This window comes from Cardiobacterium sp., from assembly GCF_057314735.1.
The window spans coordinates 127,207-146,233 of sequence record NZ_DBHKZK010000049.1; the positions used below are offsets into that span (position 1 = coordinate 127,207).

The window sequence follows — 19,027 nt, forward strand, 5'->3', positions numbered from 1 at the left end:
ATAACCTCTGTAAAAATCAATAAGTAAAGAGTTCTAAAATGGCCATCCGGTTCTGCCACCCGCGTGGAACTTTAAATTTTTCACGAACCATAATGTGATCAGGTTTGATAGAAATTATCAGACCATTATTTTTACCCATATATTCACCTTGCATAGTATTAACAATACCTGCATCGGGGGTCTGAATCAGTGCAGCACGTCTCTGATTCTTATTCACAACCGTGCCTACCATTGATAATTGACCCAAATCGTAATTTTCTAGGAAATATTTGGTATGTGGTACTGGTGCACCATCACCACAACTATCATCAGCACATGTATCTTGTTTTTCATCTACCGGAGCCTTTGCATCTACCACGAAAGGCTTCAATGCAAAAGGATCAGTATTCTCGGATTGATACGCATAGGGAACATATTCCTTGTTTGCTGGCAAGGAACCAAGATCAAGATTGGGGCTCGGTTTTACGGTCTCGGATGTCTCCTGTATAAACTGCGCTACTTCAGATTCCGGACTACCATTCATAAAGCCCGTTGATAGACACACAACAAGAGATAAACCGACTGCCTTGCACAAGATTGTCTTATTTGGCATTTTGACCCTCTCCATTGCTGGTTAGTTGTTCCAAATTTTTCTTTAAAAACTCATCCAGGTCTACGTTGTAAACATAGGTCTGTAACTGGCTCTCAATAGTTAATTTATTAGGATCATTGTCTGCTATTTTGATAGACATATCAGAAACATTCATGATACGCTGCAATGCTGACATTCTCCCTGTAAATTTAGCAAAATTGGCATATTGTGTATCGGCTTTCAGTTTTACCGGTTTAATATTGTAATAAGGCTGTTTTATATCAACATCTGGCCTGACAAAAGAATCAAAAATAATACCATTATCTACGCCAGCGACGTAAACGCTATCAATAAGATCAGGAACCTCATCATCTGAAGGCAAATATTCAAGCAATGATCTCAAGACCCCAACCAATGCCTCTGTTCTTTCTTGATATTTGGGAAGATCCTGTTGATATTGATAAAGCACTTTATATTTGTCTTTTAACTCGGTAATTTTTGCATCATGAGTATCTTGTTCTTCAACCAAAGGTTGTCTAAAGAACTTGTTATAAACAAATGCCATCAATCCTACGATAATTACCCAGCATATAATCTTGTAATAAACGGGCCATGTACCAGGATTACTGGTATCTAGCTGTGAGGGTGATACAAATTTCATCCCTGACCTCCTTCAACTTTAGGATTACGTTTGACATCTATATGAACCGTAAACTGTTTAACTTCACTTCCTTCAGGAACGGTAAAACTATTGTTTTTTACTGCAGTAACAATATTCTCAATAGATGCCTTGGAAAAATATTGGAACTTTTCCATATTACGAATAAATTGAGCGACTCCACTATCATTACTGGCAACCCCGGTAATAACAACTTTTCCTGCCTGATAATTAATAGAACTTAAAAATACCGTCTCCGGTGTATGTTGAGCAATATAGTCCAACATTTCCGTCGCCAGTCCACGCTCCGCCTGCAAGCCCTGAATAACATCAATTTGCAAATTAACTTGCCTGTTGAGTTCTTGTAAGCGTTTAACTTCAGTTTCAGCAGTAGAAAGTTTATTTATATTTTCTTCCAGTTGACTAATTGCCGATTTCTGTTCTTCAATATAATTGGTTTGCTGCCAATAATCAGCACCTAACGCAGCTGCGCAAAGGAAAACGATGCCAAAACTTGCATAGGTGAAGTTTTTCTTCTGTTCGTCGCGACGTTGTTCACGCCACGGTTGTAGGTTAAATTTTCTAGCCATTAGTTTGTGCCTTCCATCGCCAAGCCTATTGCCAAGGCATGATTGATTCCAGACTGCAACGTATCATCAGAACGTTGTGAGCCTGACAGCTTGATATAAGGAGCCAGATTCAGCAATCTAATCGTGTGCGAAACGTTTGCAGCACCCAGTGCATCCACGAAACCGGTCAGTCTTGCACCACCACCAGTCAGATAAATGACTTTTATTGGTTCGGGATTTTCTGTGACATTGTTTGCTTCGTAGAAGTCCAACGCCAAATGAAGCTGTTCGGAAAAAGTCTGTACATAGGGCGTCAATACCAAATCTCTGTACTCATCGCCAAAGCTGTGGCCAATTTTGCGGTTTTCTGCAGATTCGGCATCAATATCAAAGACGTCCATGATGATTTCATTGACCGTATTGCCGCCAATTTGCTGTTCACGGCTGAACAGCAGTTCGCTGCCTTTACAGACATAGAAACGGCTGCGGCTGAAGCCAATATCAATCAGCATGATGCGGTCGTTTTTGCCGACATCATTCTTGGCAACATATTTCAATACGCGGGTAAAAGCGAAGGCATCAACATCTACCTGTGGCTTGCTGAAGTTTTTCGGCAATTTGTTCAGGAGTGCCGTCTTGTCATCCGCAACATCGCGACGTACCACAACTGCCAAACGCGTTCCTTTTTTGTTCGGCACTTCATCGAAGTCAAAATAGACTTGATCCATGCCGAAAGGAATGGCGTCATTCAGTTCCAGCTCTACTGCACCTTCCAGCTCATTGCCACGCAGGGAGGATGTTACATTAACCTCACGCATGATAACGTCGCCGGTATTAACGTGCAGAACCACCTGCCCGTTTTTCACCCCTTGTTTTTTCAGGATGTTTGCAACAAGTGTACTCAGCGTTGCCCGGTCACGCTGTTGGCGTACGTCTGGCGGAATCACTTCGTAAGCGAGGTGATTGGCGGTAAATGCCTTGCCCGACTGTTTGACCTTGGCAACCTTGATGCTGTATTGCCCGATATCTACCCCGATAATCTCAGGTTTTCCCAACATATATTTAACTCCTTTTAAGCCTGCCGGGATGTTCTGCCGCCAGCGGGATGCTGGCAGTTCGTGCAATCACGGCAGTCTTCAAACGTCTTATCTAAATCCCATGCTCAATTTATCCGCTTTCTGAACAAAAATCAATATTTGGTTAGTCTTTTCTTAAGCATTTTGCAATGTGACTGCAAAGTGTGTTGAAAATACTGGTAAAACATCGCGTGTCCAGAAAACAACAAATTTTGCGATTGCGCTATTGTAACACAAATTTCATGTTTGTCTGCTTTGCAAGGCACGGTTTTTCTGCCGTATAAGCGTTTTTGCCCGCACGAAGGCGGGCAAAATGGTAATGTTTGGGAAGGGCTGAAGGTTTTTTGCTGTTTTTACAGCAGATATTTCCAGAAGTCTTTGAGGACGACGAAGCCCATCAACGCATACACCAGCGTCGCACCGGCGCGCAGCGCCCATTTCATGGTCGTTTCGGAGAGCGGTTTGCCACGTACGGTTTCCAGCGCGTAGAAGAGCATATGGCCGCCGTCCAGCATCGGTACCGGCAGCAGGTTGATGGCAGCAAGCGAGAGGCTGACCACGCCAAGGAAGTTGAGGAAGATGTCCCAGCCGTAGCGCAGGGTTTTGCCTGCCGCGTCACCGATGGTGAGCGGCCCGCCGATGTTGTCGAGCGAGATTTTCCCGGCGAACATCCGCCCAAACATATCGTAGGTCAGGCGGACGTAATAAACGACTTTGTCCCAGCCGTGGCCGAGCGATGCCCACACGCCGTAGCGCTCTACGGTCTGGTAGGCGGAGACGTCCACCGGCTGCCATTTGACGCCAAGGAAGCCGTGTTCTTGTCCTTTTTTGTCGGTGCGCGAACCGAGTTTGCCGTGCAGGGTTTGTTCGTTGCCCGCGCGCATGACGGTAATGGCGATATTCGCGCCCGGTTTGCCGTCGGCGATGACTTTGCCGATGCGGATGAGGTCTTGCGCTTTGCCATTGACGGCGGTAATGCGGTCGCCTTTTGCGATGCCCATCGCTGCCGCCGGACCGTCCGCGATAGCCTCGGCAACGTTGGCGGGTAGCCATTCGTCAACAAGGTAGAGCCCGGTCGCTTCGTCCATTTTCAGCTCGTCGCCCGCGCGCAATCCGCTGAGATCAAGCGCGAGGATACGTTCTTCACCGTCGCGCTGGATGACGAGGTTGACGTCGCTGCGGCGCGGCGCGCCCACGAGGGCGATATGCGCGTCGCTGCTGAGCAGGATGTCTTTGCCTGCGATCGCGCGTATTTGGTCGCCAACCTGTAATCCCGCTTTGCTGGCGAGGCTGTCCGGCGCTATGTACGCAATTTCCGGACGCAAGCCCTGCACGCCGTAAAGATACAGGGCAGCGAAGGCGAGAACGGCAAAGAGGAGGTTGACCGCAGGTCCGGCAAAGGCAATAAGAAAGCGTTGCCAGGCTTTTTTGGACTGGAAGGTGCGGTGTTTTTCGCCTTCTTCAACCGCTTCGTCGCTGCTCTCGCCCAGCATTTGCACGAAGCCGCCCAGCGGGATGGGGGCGAGGGTGTAGAGCGTGCCGTCTTTTTTGCCGCGCCAGCTGAGGAAGGGTTTGCCGAAGCCGAGCGAGAAGCGGATGATTTTGACGTCGCAGCGGCGTGCGACCCAGAAGTGTCCCCATTCGTGGATGGTGACGAGGATGCCGATGGTGATGATAAAGCCGAGTATTCCCCAAAGCGCGGGTAACATTGCCTGCGTCTCCTTGCAGTGATGGTGTTCAGAAAAGGTTGGCGTAGAGGAAGCCTGCCGCCCACAGCACCATTGCCGAGAGCCAGCTGTCGATGCGGTCGAGGATGCCGCCGTGGCCGGGCAGGATGTTGCTGCTGTCCTTGATACCGGCGCGGCGTTTGAGCACGCTTTCCCACAGGTCGCCGATGGCGGCGTAGATAACGACCAGCGCGGTCAGCGGCAGGAACGGGCAGAGGCCGAGCGGCAGTTTGACGATGAATGACAACACCAGCGCCGCCAGCATCGCCGCGAGGAAGCCGCCGATGAAGCCTTCGACGGTTTTTTTCGGGCTGATTTTTTCCGCCAGTTTGCGTTTGCCGTAATGGCGACCGGCGAAGTAGGCACCGATGTCGCTGCACCAGACGATGATAAAGAGGCCAAGCAGGCCGCCGCCGCCAATCATGCGCTGGATGGCAACGGTTGCCCAGACGAAGGCGAGCAGCATCACCGAGCCGGCGACGGCAAGCAGGCTGTCGGGCAGGTTGAGGCGCTGGTCGCGGCCATAGCGGTAGAGCGCGTATGGCACGATGAACAGCCAGATGAATGAGGCGGCGGCGAGAAAGTAGAACAGCAAGCGGCTTTTGGCGACGCCACCGAGGCCGTACTCGAGCAGGAGCAGGCCGAGCGCGGCGATGCCAGTGTTGATGAGGGCGTATTTCCACCGGCTGCGCGGTTTCCAGCGCAACAGGTTGCCCCATTCGCGCGCGGCGAGGGCAACCAGCGCCAGCCAAAAGAGGTTAAACCAGACCGCGTCGGCGTAGAGGTTAATCCAGAAGAATAGCGGGGCAATGACCAGTACGGTCAGGATGCGGTAAAGCAGCATGGCGTTTTTGTCCGTCAGGTGTGCGACAGCGCGCCAAAGCGGCGGTCGCGGTGGTGATAGGCGGCGAACGCCGCTTGCAATTGTGCTTCGCCGAAGTCCGGCCACAGCACGTCGGTGAACCACAGTTCGGCGTAGGCGAGCTCCCACAGGTGGAAGTTGCTCAGGCGCATTTCGCCGCTGCTGCGGATGAGCAGGTCAACCGGCGGCAGGTCAGGCATCGGGCGGTGGGCAGCGAAATCGCTTTCGTTGATGGCATCCGCTTGCAGTTCGCCCCGCGTGACCGCTTGCGCCAAACGGCGGGCGGTTTCGCACAATGCCCATTGGCCGCTGTAGTTGATGGCAAGGACGACGTTCATGCGCGTGCCATCGGCGGTCAGCGCCTCTGCTTCGTCAATGGCGTTGCAGAGCGAGGCGGAAAGCGGGCTGCGGTCGCCGAGGACGCGCAGGCGGATGTCGTTTTTCCGCATTTTTTCCGCTTCTTCACGCAGCGCCGCTTCGATTAGTTCCATCAGCACTTTGACTTCGTGCGCGGGTCGGCGCCAGTTTTCGGTGCTAAAAGCATAGAGGCTGAGGGTTTGCACGCCCGCCTTGGCGCAGGCGGTGACGACGCGGTCCACCGCTACCCGTCCGGCCTTGTGGCCAAAGGCGCGCGGGCGCAGGTGTTGCTGCGCCCAGCGGCCATTGCCATCCATGATGATGGCGACGTGGGCAGGCGGGGTTTGCGCGGCGCTCATCAAACTTCCATCAGTTCCTTTTCTTTGTCGGCGAGGACTTTGTCCACCTGTTCGACGTATTTGTCGGTCAGTTTCTGGATTTCCGCCTCGGCACGGCGCTCGTCGTCTTCGGATGCCTGTTTGTCGGTGACGAGCTGTTTGATGCTTTGGTTGGCATCGCGGCGCACGTTGCGGATGGCGACTTTTGCCTGTTCGCCTTCGTTACGCACAATTTTGACCAAGTCTTTGCGGCGTTCTTCGGTGAGCGGCGGCAGGTTGATGTGGATGTTTTGCCCGGCGGTGTTCGGCGTCAGGCCGAGGTCGGAGTTAATCAGCGCTTTTTCGATGACGGCGACCATGTTGCGCTCCCATACCTGGATGGTGAGGCTGCGGTAGTCGGTGACGGAGACGTTCGCCGCCTGCGACAGCGGCACCATTGAGCCGTAGTATTCGACCTGGACGTGGTCCAGCAGGCTGACGTTTGCCCGTCCGGTGCGGATTTTGCTCAACTCGTGTTCGAGCGACTGCACGGATTTTTCCATGCGCGTGGCGGCATCTTTCTGGATGGTCTGCATCATATAAACTCCTTAGGCGTGAATGACCGTGCCAACGCCGTCATCGAAGACAGCACGCACGATTTCATCGGGTTTGGTCATGTCAAATACCACCATCGGCATATCATTGTCGCGGCACATCACCACGGAAGTTGCGTCCATGACATTGAGGTTTTCGGTGAGTACCTGACGGTAGCTGAGGGCGTCGTATTTTACCGCATCATCAAAGCGTTTGGGGTCTTTGGAATAGACGCCATCGACCTTGGTCGCCTTGAACATCGCATCGACTTCCAGCTCAATCGCACGCAGGCTGGCGGCGCTATCGGTAGTGAAAAACGGGTTGCCGGTGCCGGCGGCGCAGATGACCACCCTGCCCTTTTCCAGGTGGCGGATGGCGCGGCGGCGGATGAACGGCTCGCAGACCTGGTCGATAATCAGCGCCGACATTACCCGCACCGGCACGTCAATCTGCTCCAGCGCGTCCTGAATGGCAAGCGCATTCATCAGCGTCGCTAGCATTCCCATGTGGTCGCCGGTGACGCGCTCCATGCCGAGCGCCGCCAGTTGCGCGCCGCGAAAGAGGTTGCCGCCACCAACAACGATGGCGATTTCCACGCCGGACTCTACCAGTTGGCGGATTTCTCCGGCGATGCGGCGTACCACTTTCGCGTCCAGGCCGAAAGCCTGGTCGCCCATCAGCGCCTCGCCGCTCATTTTCAGCAAAATTCTTTTGTATTTAGGGGGATTGCCTGTAGTCATGTGTGTGTTCTCCGGATTGTTATAGGGCGCGCGCATTATACGTTGCACGGCATAAAAAAACCGCCGACGGGCGGCGGTTTTGCGGGCGGTCAAGACTTAAACGCCTTTGGCCTGCGCCATAACTTCGGCAACAAAATCGGATTCTTCCTTCTCGATGCCTTCGCCCAGCTCGAAGCGGGTGAATTGCACCACGTCAGCGCCTTTTTCTTTCAGCAACTGCTCAACGGTGATGTCCGGGTTTTTGACGAAAGACTGCCCTTTCAGCGTCACTTCGCTGAACAGCTTTTTCATCGCGCCTTCGACCATCTTCTCGATGATGTTCGCCGGTTTGCCACTTTGCTCGGCCTTGGCGCGGTGGATTTCGTTTTCCTTGTCGAGGAAATCCTGCGGCAGGGAAGCGGCATCGAGCGAAATCGGGTTGCTGGCGGCGATGTGCATCGCGATGTCTTTCGCCAGTTCAACGTCGCCGGTGGTGATTTCTACCAGCACGCCGATTTTTTGACCGTGCAGATAGTGGCCGATAACACCGCTGCCCGCAGTCAGGGTGACGAAACGGCGGATGGTCATGTTTTCGCCGATTTTCGCGACCAGCTCGCGGCGACGCTCGTCGGCGGTCACGCCCGGTGCGACTTCGGCGGCATTCAGCGCGTCAATGTCGGCCAGCTTTTGCGTGCGCGCCACTTCGGCGAGACGGTTGGCAAAACCACGGAACTCGTCGCCCATGGCAACAAAGTCGGTTTCGCAGTTGGCTTCAAGGATGGTAGCGACCTTGGCGTCATCGCTGATGGAGACAACCAGCGCGCCTTCGGCAGCAACGCGGCCGGCTTTCTTGTCGGCCTTGGCGAGGCCGGTTTTGCGCATATGTTCAACGGCAGCTTCAATATCGCCTTTGGTTTCGAGCAGTGCCTTCTTGCACTCCATCATGCCTGCGCCGGTACGTTCGCGCAGCTCTTTTACTAATTGGGCGGAAATGGACATATTCAACTCCTGAAAACAAGGACGGCTGCGGACGTGCCGCAGCCTTTAATCATGCAAAAACAGACAAATTACTCGGCGTCGCCGCTTTCGGCAGCTTCAGCAGCCGGTTCATCAGCCACGACCGCTTCTTCCAGCGCCTTCTCGGCGTTCTCGCCGCCACGGGCGGTCACAGAAGCCTTGGCTTCCTCAATCGCGCTGGCGACCGCGTCCACATACAGGCGGATGGCGCGGACAGAGTCGTCGTTGCCCGGAATGATGTAATCAACACCATCAAGCTGGCTGTTGGTATCAACGACGCCAACGACTGGAATGCCGAGCTTCTTCGCTTCCTGAATGGCGATGTGCTCATGGCCTACGTCGATGACGAACAGCACATCGGGCAGACGGCGCATATGGCGGATGCCGGTGAGTGAGCGGGCGAGCTTGTCGCGTTCACGACCCAGCACGATGACCTCTTTCTTCACCAGCTTTTGGAACGTGCCGTCTTCGGCCATGCGTTCAATCGCTTCGAGGCGGTTGATGGACTGGCGGATGGTCTTGAAGTTGGTCATCATCCCGCCGAGCCAGCGGAAATTGACATACGGCATGCCGCAGCGGGCAGCCGCTTCGCCGACCGCTTCAGAAGCGCTGCGCTTGGTGCCGACGAACATCACGCTGCCGCCGTTGGCGACAACCGTGCCGACAAAATTCAGCGCGTCGTTCAACATCGGCACCGTCTTTTCGAGGTTGATAATGTGGATGTCGCCCCGCTTGCCATAAATATAAGGCGCCATCTTGGGATTCCAGAAACGGGTACGGTGCCCGAAGTGTGCGCCTGCCTCAAACAGCTCGCGCATACTGACTTTACTCATAGTATTTACTCCATAAAGGGTTAGGCCTCCAAACGCGCAAACGCTCCAACCCGCAGGCACCCGGAGCGTCGAAAACAGCGTTTGTGTGATTTAGTTGCCAGAAAGGCGCGCGCTTTATACCATGCCCCGCCTCATTTACCAAACGAAAAAACCATGACCATTACCCTGAAAAGCGAAGCAGACCTCGCCCAAATGCGCGTCGCCGGGCGGCTCGCCGCCGATGTGCTAGACATGATTGCGCCCTACGTCGTCCCCGGCGTCAGCACCGCCGAACTGGACCGCCGCTGCCACGACTACATTGTGAACGTACAACAGGCCATCCCCGCCTGCCTCAACTACGGCAGCCCGCCCTTCCCCGCTTCGACCTGCATCTCCGTCAACCACGTCATCTGCCACGGCATCCCCTCGGAAAAAACCCTGAAAAACGGCGACATCGTCAACATCGACGTCACCGTCATCAAGGACGGCTGGCACGGCGACACCAACCGCACCTACCTCGTCGGCGACGTCGGCGTACTCGGCCGCCGCCTGGTGGACATCACCTACGAAGCGATGTGGCGCGGCATCCGCACCGTCCGCCCCGGCGCGACACTGGGCGACATCGGCCACGCCATCCAGAGCTTTGCCGAAGCCGAACGCTTCTCCGTCGTGCGCGAATTTTGCGGACACGGCATTGGCCGTGGCTTCCACGAAGACCCGCAAGTGGTGCATTTCGGCCAGCCGGGCAAAGGCCTCACCCTCGAAAAAGGCATGACCTTCACCATTGAGCCGATGATTAACGCGGGCAAAGCCGCCCTCAAAATCCTCGGCGACGGCTGGACGGTTGTCACCCGCGACCGCTCGCTGTCTGCACAATGGGAACACACCCTCGCCGTCACCGCCGACGGCTACGAAATCTTCACCCTCGGCGCCGCCGAACGCGAACGCTTCAGCCCGACCGGGCATCAAAAATAGCCCCTGCAAGATGCGCTCCGGCGCATCTTTTTACATGACGCGCACCCAAAATGTAAGCCAATGGAAAATCTCCCCATGACCCCGGAAGACAAATTCACCCTATGTAGAGTTATGACAACGCTCTTTGTGGGATTTCTGATATTGCCCTATTTCATCCTGGCCAGGCGAATTCACATCCCCTTTTGGTTTTCCAACATATTGCTGCTCATCATGTGGCTACTTGTCGTAGCGATGGAGCGTCTGCGCGACAAAGGCATGGGAAACAGCCCCCTTTTCGAAATCATCACCATTGTCTACGCCAGTATCGTCATGCCGCTGTTTTTGTGGACATTACTCGCCGTATACATCAATAACTGACCGCCATGCCCTCCCCTGACCTCCCCGACTGGCAACCCGCATCCCTGCCGCTCCCCGAAGAAGCCGCGCGCGCCCGCGACTACCTGCGCGCCCTGCGCCATGCGCTTGCCGCGCACATCAGCGGGCGCGATTACGACGTCCACCGCCTCATCACCCACTACACCGCGCAGATTGACTGCATCATCAGCGGCCTTTACCAGCGCTGCATCAGCGACCCGCGCGTCCGCCTCTACGCCATCGGCGGCTACGGGCGCGCTGAACTCTTCCCTGCCTCCGACATCGACCTGCTGCTGCTCACCCCGGACGAAACCGACCGCGACGCCATCGAAACCTACATCCAAACCCTGTGGCAACTTGGTCTCGACATCGCGCAGCACGTCCACCACACCAGCGACCTCAACGCCGCCGCGACCGCCGACACCGACCTCCTCACCAGCCTGCTGGAAAACCGCCAACTGGCGGGCGAAGCGCAGCCCATCGACCCCGCCCGGCCGCCGCTCATCAGCAAAACCGCCTACATCCGCCACAAACAGCAGGAACAGCGCGCGCGCGACGGCAAACAGCACGGCCAGCTCGAACCCAACCTGAAAAACGGCAACGGCGGCCTGCGCGACTACCAGATGATTGACTGGCTCACCGCCTACTGCTACCACGACCGCAGCCACGCCACCCTCATCGCCCGTCACCTGATGACCGAAGGCGAATCCGCCGGACTCAAACAAAGCCGCGACGCCCTCTGGCGCATCCGCTTCGCCCTGCACCTCGGCGGCGCGCGGCAAAAAAACACCCTCGACTTTGAACAACAAAAACGTCTCGCCGCCACTTTCGGCTACCGCGACCAGCGGCACAACCTCGCCATCGAACAACTGATGCAGCACTACTACCAGCACAGTATGCGCATCCGCCGCATCAACCAGCGCGTGGTGAGCCACATCGAAGCCGACCACCAGCCGCCGCAGCCCGCCGTACCGCTGACTGCCGACTACGCCAGCCAGCACGGCAAACTCACCCTGCGCGACCCGGCGGCATTCACCCAAAACCCGCAGCAGCCGTGGGCAATGTTCCAGTACCTGCAACAAAACCCGGCGATACACGAACCGCACCCCGACCTCGTGCGCCACATCCGCCGCCACCGCGACGAACTAACCAACATCGCCCGCCGCCGCGACGCCGACAACCGCCGCGCCTTCCTCGCCCTGCTCGCCCGCCCCGGCACCGTGTACCCGCAACTGGCGCGCATCCACCAATACGGCCTGCTCTACCGCATCATCCCCGCCTTCGCCCACATCACCGGGCGGATGCAATACGACCTCTTCCACCAATACACCGTTGACCAGCACACCCTCAAACTCATCGAAACCCTCGACCGCCTCGTGCGCCCCGACCCCGCCTACCCCGAAGTCGCCGCCATCATCAGCGGCCTGCAAAACCCGACCATCCTCTACCTCGCCGCCCTCTTTCACGACATCGGCAAAGGTTACGACGGCGACCACAGCCAGACCGGCGCACAAATCGCCGACCTCTACGCCCGCGAAAACGACGCCATCAGCCCGGAAGACCGCGCCCAACTCGTCTGGCTCGTCGCGCACCACCTTGACCACAGCCTGACTGCACAAAAAAAAGACCTGACCGACCCGGCGACCATCGCCGCCTACGCCGCCACCATCCCCGACCGCGACCACCTCGACAACCTCTACCTTCTCACCATCGCCGACATCAGCGCCACCAACCCTACCCTCTGGAACAACTGGCGGGCGAGCCTCATCCACGACCTCTACCGCCAAACCCGGCACCAACTCGAACATCACCAGGACAGCCTGCACGAACAAGAACAACACGCGCGCGCACAAGCCAAAGCGCAACTCGCCGCCGCCCCCGCCACCATTGACGCCCTCTGGGCGCAGTTACCCGAAGCCTGCTTTCGTGGCGAAACCGCCGCCGCCATCGCCGCCAAAACCCGCCATTTACTAGGCACGGCTTACCACCCAACCCCGCCCCATGACGGACTCCGCCCTGCGGACATCCACCAAACTGCCCCCTCCCCCGTGGGGGAGGGTCGGGGTGGGGGCAGCAAACCAGCCGCGCCAGCGACCACACCCCAAACAAACCACAAACCATCTCCAAAGGTTGCATACCATTCGTCCCCCTCCCCCGTGGGACTGGGACAGCTCGCGCGCAGTGCGAGAAAGGGCTGGGGTGGGGGCAGCAAACCAACCGCGCCAGCGACCGCACCCCAAACAAACCACAAACTACCGCCAAAGGTTGCAAACCATTCCACCCCCTCCCCCGTGGGGGAGGGCCGGTGTGGGGGCAGCAAACCAACCGCGCCAGCGACCACACCCCAAACAAACCACAAACCACCTCCAAAGGTTGCATACCATTCGGCTCCCTCCCCCGTGGGGGAGGGTCGGGGGCTCCCCACGAAAAATGCAGACGCATTTTTCGTGGGAACCCGGGGTGGGGGCAGCAAACCATCCGCGCCAGCGACCGCATCCCAAACAAACCACAAACCACCTCCAAAGGTTGCATACCATTCGGCCCCCTCCCCCGTGGGGGAGGGTCGGGGTGGGGGCAGCAAACCAACCGCGCCAGCGACCGCACCCCAAACAAACCACAAACCGCCCCTGACACACGGCAAACCACACGCCGCAAGCCTCATCCAGCAACACCCGCCGCGCCTCATCATCAGCAGTCCCAACCCGGCGGACATCCTGCTGGCGCGCATCACCCACTACCTCGAAAAACACAACCACAACATCCACGAAGCGCGCCTCTACACCACGCGCGACCACCGCCTCACCATCCAGGAATACACCCTCGGCGAAACACCGCCACCCGCGCCCGAACTCGCACACGAACTCGAACGCCACATCGCCGACAACCGCCCGCCGCCGCCGCTCGCCCGCCGCCTGCCCGGCAGCCGCGACAAACACTTCACCATCCGCCCCCGCGTCCACATCCAGCAAGAAGCGGCGCACACCACCCTCGAACTCACCTGCAAAGACCGGCACGGCCTGCTCTCGCTGGTGAGCCGCATCCTGCTCGCGCACGGCGTACACATCAGCCACGCCAAAATCAGCACCTTCGGCGAAAAAGCCGAAGACAGCTTCCACCTCACCGACGCCGCCCACCGCCCGCTCACCGACCCAGCAACCCTCACCGCGCTGCAACAGGCGCTGCTGGCAGCGCTGCAATAGCGTCCCAACTGGCACAACCGCAGGGCGCGCCCTATAATATGAACAACCGGCAATCACCCGGAAAGCCACCCAACCACCTGCAAGTTAAAAGGAAAGAACGATGCCCCGCCTGCCCAACATGGTCAAACCCGCCGGCAAAGCCACCCGCCACGAACTCACCTATTACGATGGCGAGCGCCGCATCGTTTACACCGTGGACGAAGGTTACAACCAAAACGACGGCACCATTCTCATCTCGCGTACTGACGCCAGCGGCATCATCACCCACGTCAACCGCGTCTTCACCGAAATCAGCGGCTACAGCCAGCGCGAACTCATCGGCGCACCGCACTACATCATCCGCCATCCCGATATGCCAAAATCCGCCTTCAAAGACCTGTGGGATACCATCATCGGCGGCTCGGAATGGCATGGTTACGTCAAAAACCTGCGCAAAGACGGGCGCTACTACTGGGTCTATGCCACCGTCGCGCCGATTATCAGCAATGGCCTGTTCGTCGGCAGCACCTCGGTGCGGCGCAAAGTTGATGCCAAAACCATCGCCAAATACGAAGAACAATACCGCATCATGCGCCAAAACGAAGAACGCTACGGCTTTGAAGACGACGACACCGATACCACCGCATCCGCACCCGGCAACAGCGTCGGCAACCTGATTGGCAAACTGTTCACCCGAAAAAAATAACCCCTAAAATACCGCCTTCCCCCAAAACCCAACCATCCCATGAGCGAAGAACACCCGGAACCCAAGCCCTCGCTCCTCAGTCGCCTCACCGCGCTGTGGAGCAACAACGAAGAACCCGACTTTCACACCACCTTTCACGAACTCGTCACCCAGGCACGCGCGAGCGGCGACATCGGCGACGAAACCGCGCAAATGCTCGAACGCCTCACCACCCTCGGCGACACCCGCGTGCGCGACATCATGATCCCGCGCGGACAAATGCTGCTCATCGAAGAAGACTGGAGCCTTGAACAAATCTTCAACGTCATCATCGAATCCGGCCACTCGCGCTACCCCGTGGTGGACGAAACCCACGAACAAATCCGCGGCATCCTCCTCTCCAAAGACCTGCTGCCGCACGCCTTCCGCCAGCAACTGCCGGAAGACATCAGCACCCTGCTGCGCCCGGCGACCATCGTCCCCGAAAGCAAACCGCTGGACGCGATGCTGCGCGACTTCAAGACCAACCGCAACCACATGGCGCTCGTCATCGACGAATACGGCAACCTCTCCGGCCTCGTCACCATCGAAGACGTCATCGAAGAAATCGTCGGCGAAATTGACGACGAACACGACGAAATTGCCGCTTCCCCCATCACCCCCAACAGCGACGGCAGCTACCAGGTGAGCGCGCTGACACCGATTGCCACCTACAACGAAACCTTCAACGCCGACCTTTCCGACGAAGACGCCGACACCATCGGCGGCTACATCCAGCACATCCTCGGCAAAATGCCGGAAATTGGCGAAACCGCCGACCTCGGCGACTGGCAGGCGACCGTGAGCAAGGCCAACCAGCGCCAGCTCATCAGCCTGCACCTGCGCTACCGCCCGGCCGAGCCGCCACCGGTACCGGAAGACTGATTTCTCCCGCCCTTCCCCGGCGGGGAGCATATAAGGGCGGTTAAACGCTTGCGGCGTAACCGCCCAATTTTTTTACCACCACTACCCCAACCGCCATGAACGAAAACCTCAACAAACTCAAACGCGCCATCCGCTTTCTTTTCCGCCCCGGCAACGCGCTCTACTGGGGCATCCTCGCCGTCGTCCTCTGCCTGGAAGGCCTGGAAACCCTGAAACACCTCCACACCATGAAAGAAATCTTCCAGGCGCACGGCGTTGCCCTCGACTGCGACCTGAACGAAGTACGCTGCTTCACCGCGATGATGGAAACCTCCAAAGCCATTCCCGCCAACTACGGCATGATCGCGCTGAAAATCATCGCCGGCTTCCTCTTCCTCTGCAAAATGTTCGACGGCATCCTCCGCCTCTCCGAAGGCCTGGAAGACGAACCCGTGCCTTTCGCACCGGTCAGCCTCGTTCCCTTCCTCACCCCGCTCAAATACATCGCCGGCAGCATCCTGCTCGCGCTTGCCACCCTGCCGATCGCCTTCCTGTTTGGCCTGAAAAGCTGGCAACTCTGCCTCATCCTCATCAACAGCCTCTTCATGCCGGCGATGGTGATGAACCTCGTCGGCAACGACAGCATCCTCAGCATGATTAGCCCGCGCGCCTGGCTCATCACCATCAACAACATGGGGATTAAAAACTACCTTGCCCTGCTGCTGTTCCCGCTACTGGTCGCCTTTTCGCTGTCTTTCGTTTTCGGTTTCCTTGCCGCCCTGATGCGCAGCGAAGGCCTGATTATCATCGGCATGGAAATCGTCGTCGTCCTTGCCATTGCCCTTATCTACATGTACATCGGCTACTTCATGCGCGCCGACATCCCGCAAGAACTCAGCGAAGCCGAACAGCGCGCCCTCTACGAAGCCGACACCTACCGCATGGACGACGACGCCAAAAAACAATTCGCGCAAGACCTGCTCGCCGCCGACACCCTGCGCAACGAAGGCAGCTTCGACCAAATGGAAGCCCTGCTCCTGCCCTACGCTACGGCGCAGCACAACATCGCCCAATACTTCCCCGCCTACCGCCGCCTCTACGAACACTACAGCGTGCACCGCCGCTATGACGCGCTGCAAACCCTCGAACAGCGCCTGATAGAAGCCGCCGCACAAGGCAACGAACGTTGCTACCTCCTCGTGCGCAAAGCGGTAGAAAACATAGCGCTGGACGACCCCGCCCGCCTGCCTGCCGACTGGATCCAGCCACTGGCGCGAATGGCGGTTGAACACCACGACTACGACATCGTCCTCGCGCTGACCCGCAACTTCGCCCAACGCCACCCCGGCCACAAACACATCCTCGACAACTACTACTGCGCCGCCCGCGCGCTGGACAAAAAAGGCGAGCGCGAGCGGGCGCTGCACCTGTTGCAACAACTGATTGCGCACTACCCCGACCACCCGAAAACCGCACAAGTACGCCGCACCCTCGAACGGCTGCAACAGGCGGGACAACACAAAACCAGCCCCAACAAACCACATTAGAGGCTGTTTGCCTTCAGGGCGAAGCCCGTAGGGGCGGTTAGGACGAAGTCCATAACCGCCCGAACGATAGTAATTTAGTCATAACACGATGATTTTGCGCGTAGGTTGGGTTAGCGCGCAGCGCGTAACCCAACCTGCAAAGGCCCACGGCTGAATTGCAAACGGCCCTTAGGCGCCGCCATGCACCCTGCGCGCGGAGCCTGCCATAGGGTGCGCCTCGGCGCACCGTCCGGGACATGGCGACAATTTGCGGCGCCGGGGTGGGCTGCAAACCATCCGCATCAGCGACCACATCCCAAACGACGCAAACAACCCCGGTGGTGCGCCCTGTACAGAACTTTGAGCATATCGCCATAACCCCGCCCAAACCCGCCATGAAAACCCTCGCCACCCTGCTCCTCGCCTGCCTTCTCACCGCCTGCGGCAGCGTGCAATACCAGCCGCTTGCAACCCTTGATCACATCGACCACAGCCGCGGCTACCGCCTGCAAAACCTTTTTCAAAACAACCAGGATGACGACCTGCTGCTCGTCCTCCTCATTTCCGGCGGTGGCAGCCGCGCCGCCGCCTTTGGCTATGGCGTGCTCGAAGTCCTCGCCGCCACGCCCATCACCGGCCACGGCAAAACTGCGACGATGCTGGAAAAAACCGACCTCGTGCATGGTGTCTCCGGCGGTTCGGTGCTTGCCACCTATCTCGCCCTGCACGGCAAAGAAACCGTGCCGCGTTTTGAGCGCGAATTTTTGCAACAAAACCTGCAAAGTACCGTACTGCGCCAGCTTTTTTCCCTGGCCAACCTGCCGCGCCTCACCAGCCCGCAATACGGACGCGGCGACCTGCTCGCCGAAGAACTCGACCGCCTGCTCTACCACGGCGCGACCTTCGCCGACCTCGCCACGCGGCGCAAGGGGCCGTTCGCCCTCATCAGCGCCACCGACATGAGCATCGGCCAGCGCATTGAATTTACCCAGGAACACTTTGACGCGCTCTGCCTTGACCTCGGCCAGATGCCCGTCGCCCGCGCCGTTGCCGCTTCCAGCGCGGTGCCGCTCATATTCGCGCCTATCACCCTCAACAACCACGGCGGCCACTGCCGCTATACCCCGCCACCGTTGGCACAAGGCGACCGCGACACCCTCGCACGCTACACCGTGCCTTATCAGAACAGCGCCGCCCGCCCGTACATTCACCTGCTGGACGGCGGCCTCACCGACAACCTCGGCCTGCACAGCATCCTCGACTACAGCGACATCCACGGCGACGCCCTGCGCGCACGCATCGCCGACGGCAATATCCGCGACATCATCGTCATCAGCATCAATGCACAGAACCGCCTCGACAGCACCATCGACCAAAGCCCGGACATCCCCGGCCTGCGCGACGTCGCCGCCGCCATCATCAACGTCCCCATCGACCAGAACACCGAACAAAGCATCCGCAATTTCCAGCGTTTCACCGACACATGGAACCAGCACCGCCACACGGGCACGCGCCCGACGCTGCACTACATCAATCTCGACCTGAACGACCTGCCCGACGGTGCGCTGAAAAAGCGGGTACTGAACATCGGTACCACCTTCTACCTGCCGGAGGCGGAGGTGCGCGACTTGCGCACCAGCGCCAAAATCCTGCTCGAACAAAACGAAACCTGGCGCAACCTACCGGGGCGCAACGGCAACTGGCACGCGCCGGACGACAAACCACATCCATAAATCTCGGCGTAAAGGACAAAATTCAGACTAAAAATTGCCGCAAACCTTAGAGCCTGTTCAAAATCCCCCTCCCCCTGCAGGGCGAAGCCCGTAGCGGGGGAGGGTCGGGGAGGGATGTTGTTCATGAATCGAAATTCCGGTTTTTTCAATCGTTTGCTGCCCTCACCCCGGCCCTCTCTCGCTGCGCGAGCTGTTCCGGTCCCACGGGGAGAGGGGGCATATTGGCTGTTTTCCCGGTTTTCAGTTTCCTACACAAGCATACGGAAAAATGCGGTTCTCCAAGATTTTAAACAGGCTCTCACAGATAGTTATCCCTCCTGATTTTTTAGGGCGGTTCAAAATCCTGCGCAAGGCCGCGGCTTTTTTTGCCCAGGCGGAGCTCGACCGCAAACT

General features: G+C 57.6%; 18 protein-coding genes. 7 read left to right on the top strand and 11 right to left on the bottom strand.

Annotated features, from left to right (window positions below; genetic code table 11):
- Positions 1 to 16 precede the first annotated feature (16 nt).
- From ACO54Z_RS06325 to rpsB, 11 genes are all read right to left on the bottom strand, one after another.
- The gene (locus tag ACO54Z_RS06325; RefSeq protein ID WP_485996267.1) at positions 17 to 592 is read right to left on the bottom strand and encodes a pilus assembly protein PilP; all 576 of its coding nucleotides are present in this window, start codon (positions 590 to 592) and stop codon (positions 17 to 19) included.
- Entirely contained in the window at positions 582 to 1,232 is a 651-nt protein-coding gene (locus ACO54Z_RS06330; RefSeq protein WP_485996268.1) for a type IV pilus inner membrane component PilO, read from the bottom strand. Before ACO54Z_RS06330 ends, ACO54Z_RS06325 begins: the two co-directional genes overlap by 11 nt.
- Positions 1,229 to 1,819, bottom strand: a complete 591-nt coding sequence (locus ACO54Z_RS06335; RefSeq protein WP_298079119.1) for a PilN domain-containing protein — start codon at positions 1,817 to 1,819, stop codon at positions 1,229 to 1,231. Before ACO54Z_RS06335 ends, ACO54Z_RS06330 begins: the two co-directional genes overlap by 4 nt.
- Positions 1,819 to 2,922, bottom strand: coding sequence for a type IV pilus assembly protein PilM (gene pilM / locus ACO54Z_RS06340; RefSeq protein WP_485996269.1), 1,104 nt, complete (start codon positions 2,920 to 2,922; stop codon positions 1,819 to 1,821). Before pilM ends, ACO54Z_RS06335 begins: the two co-directional genes overlap by 1 nt.
- Before the next feature lie 305 nt (positions 2,923 to 3,227).
- Positions 3,228 to 4,583, bottom strand: coding sequence for an RIP metalloprotease RseP (gene rseP, locus ACO54Z_RS06345; RefSeq protein ID WP_485996270.1), 1,356 nt, complete (start codon positions 4,581 to 4,583; stop codon positions 3,228 to 3,230).
- 28 nt (positions 4,584 to 4,611) lie between these two features.
- Complete coding sequence (locus ACO54Z_RS06350; RefSeq protein ID WP_485996271.1) at positions 4,612 to 5,445, bottom strand: phosphatidate cytidylyltransferase; 834 nt, start codon at positions 5,443 to 5,445, stop codon at positions 4,612 to 4,614.
- A gap of 14 nt (positions 5,446 to 5,459) precedes the next feature.
- The gene (gene uppS / locus ACO54Z_RS06355; RefSeq protein ID WP_485996272.1) at positions 5,460 to 6,179 is read right to left on the bottom strand and encodes a polyprenyl diphosphate synthase; all 720 of its coding nucleotides are present in this window, start codon (positions 6,177 to 6,179) and stop codon (positions 5,460 to 5,462) included.
- A complete protein-coding gene (gene frr / locus ACO54Z_RS06360) occupies positions 6,179 to 6,736 on the bottom strand; it encodes a ribosome recycling factor (RefSeq protein WP_485996273.1) in 558 nt (185 codons plus the stop codon). The genes uppS and frr overlap by 1 nt, the downstream gene beginning before the upstream one ends.
- Before the next feature lie 9 nt (positions 6,737 to 6,745).
- Positions 6,746 to 7,471, bottom strand: a complete 726-nt coding sequence (pyrH, locus tag ACO54Z_RS06365) for a UMP kinase (RefSeq protein WP_298079128.1) — start codon at positions 7,469 to 7,471, stop codon at positions 6,746 to 6,748.
- 96 nt (positions 7,472 to 7,567) lie between these two features.
- Positions 7,568 to 8,449 carry a translation elongation factor Ts gene (tsf, locus tag ACO54Z_RS06370; RefSeq protein WP_485996274.1) on the bottom strand — a complete coding sequence of 294 codons (882 nt, stop codon included), beginning with the start codon at positions 8,447 to 8,449 and terminating at the stop codon, positions 7,568 to 7,570.
- A 68-nt stretch (positions 8,450 to 8,517) separates the two neighbouring features.
- Positions 8,518 to 9,300, bottom strand: coding sequence for a 30S ribosomal protein S2 (gene rpsB / locus ACO54Z_RS06375; RefSeq protein WP_485996275.1), 783 nt, complete (start codon positions 9,298 to 9,300; stop codon positions 8,518 to 8,520).
- A gap of 153 nt (positions 9,301 to 9,453) precedes the next feature.
- Here rpsB and map point away from each other — a divergent pair, with 153 nt between their 5' ends.
- From map to ACO54Z_RS06410, 7 genes are all read left to right on the top strand, one after another.
- Positions 9,454 to 10,254 (top strand): type I methionyl aminopeptidase, encoded by an 801-nt coding sequence (map, locus tag ACO54Z_RS06380; protein ID WP_485996276.1) that lies wholly within the window; start codon positions 9,454 to 9,456, stop codon positions 10,252 to 10,254.
- A gap of 75 nt (positions 10,255 to 10,329) precedes the next feature.
- Positions 10,330 to 10,611, top strand: coding sequence for a hypothetical protein (locus ACO54Z_RS06385; protein ID WP_392405450.1), 282 nt, complete (start codon positions 10,330 to 10,332; stop codon positions 10,609 to 10,611).
- Between the two features lie 5 nt (positions 10,612 to 10,616).
- On the top strand, positions 10,617 to 13,808 hold the full coding sequence (locus tag ACO54Z_RS06390) for a [protein-PII] uridylyltransferase family protein (RefSeq protein ID WP_485996277.1): 3,192 nt from the start codon (positions 10,617 to 10,619) through the stop codon (positions 13,806 to 13,808).
- A 100-nt stretch (positions 13,809 to 13,908) separates the two neighbouring features.
- Positions 13,909 to 14,493 carry a PAS domain-containing protein gene (locus tag ACO54Z_RS06395; RefSeq protein ID WP_485996278.1) on the top strand — a complete coding sequence of 195 codons (585 nt, stop codon included), beginning with the start codon at positions 13,909 to 13,911 and terminating at the stop codon, positions 14,491 to 14,493.
- A 39-nt stretch (positions 14,494 to 14,532) separates the two neighbouring features.
- A complete protein-coding gene (locus ACO54Z_RS06400) occupies positions 14,533 to 15,396 on the top strand; it encodes an HlyC/CorC family transporter (protein ID WP_485996279.1) in 864 nt (287 codons plus the stop codon).
- Between the two features lie 95 nt (positions 15,397 to 15,491).
- Positions 15,492 to 16,922 (top strand): tetratricopeptide repeat protein, encoded by a 1,431-nt coding sequence (locus ACO54Z_RS06405; protein ID WP_485996280.1) that lies wholly within the window; start codon positions 15,492 to 15,494, stop codon positions 16,920 to 16,922.
- A 374-nt stretch (positions 16,923 to 17,296) separates the two neighbouring features.
- Positions 17,297 to 18,634 carry a patatin-like phospholipase family protein gene (locus ACO54Z_RS06410; RefSeq protein ID WP_485996281.1) on the top strand — a complete coding sequence of 446 codons (1,338 nt, stop codon included), beginning with the start codon at positions 17,297 to 17,299 and terminating at the stop codon, positions 18,632 to 18,634.
- Positions 18,635 to 19,027: the final 393 nt, after the last annotated feature.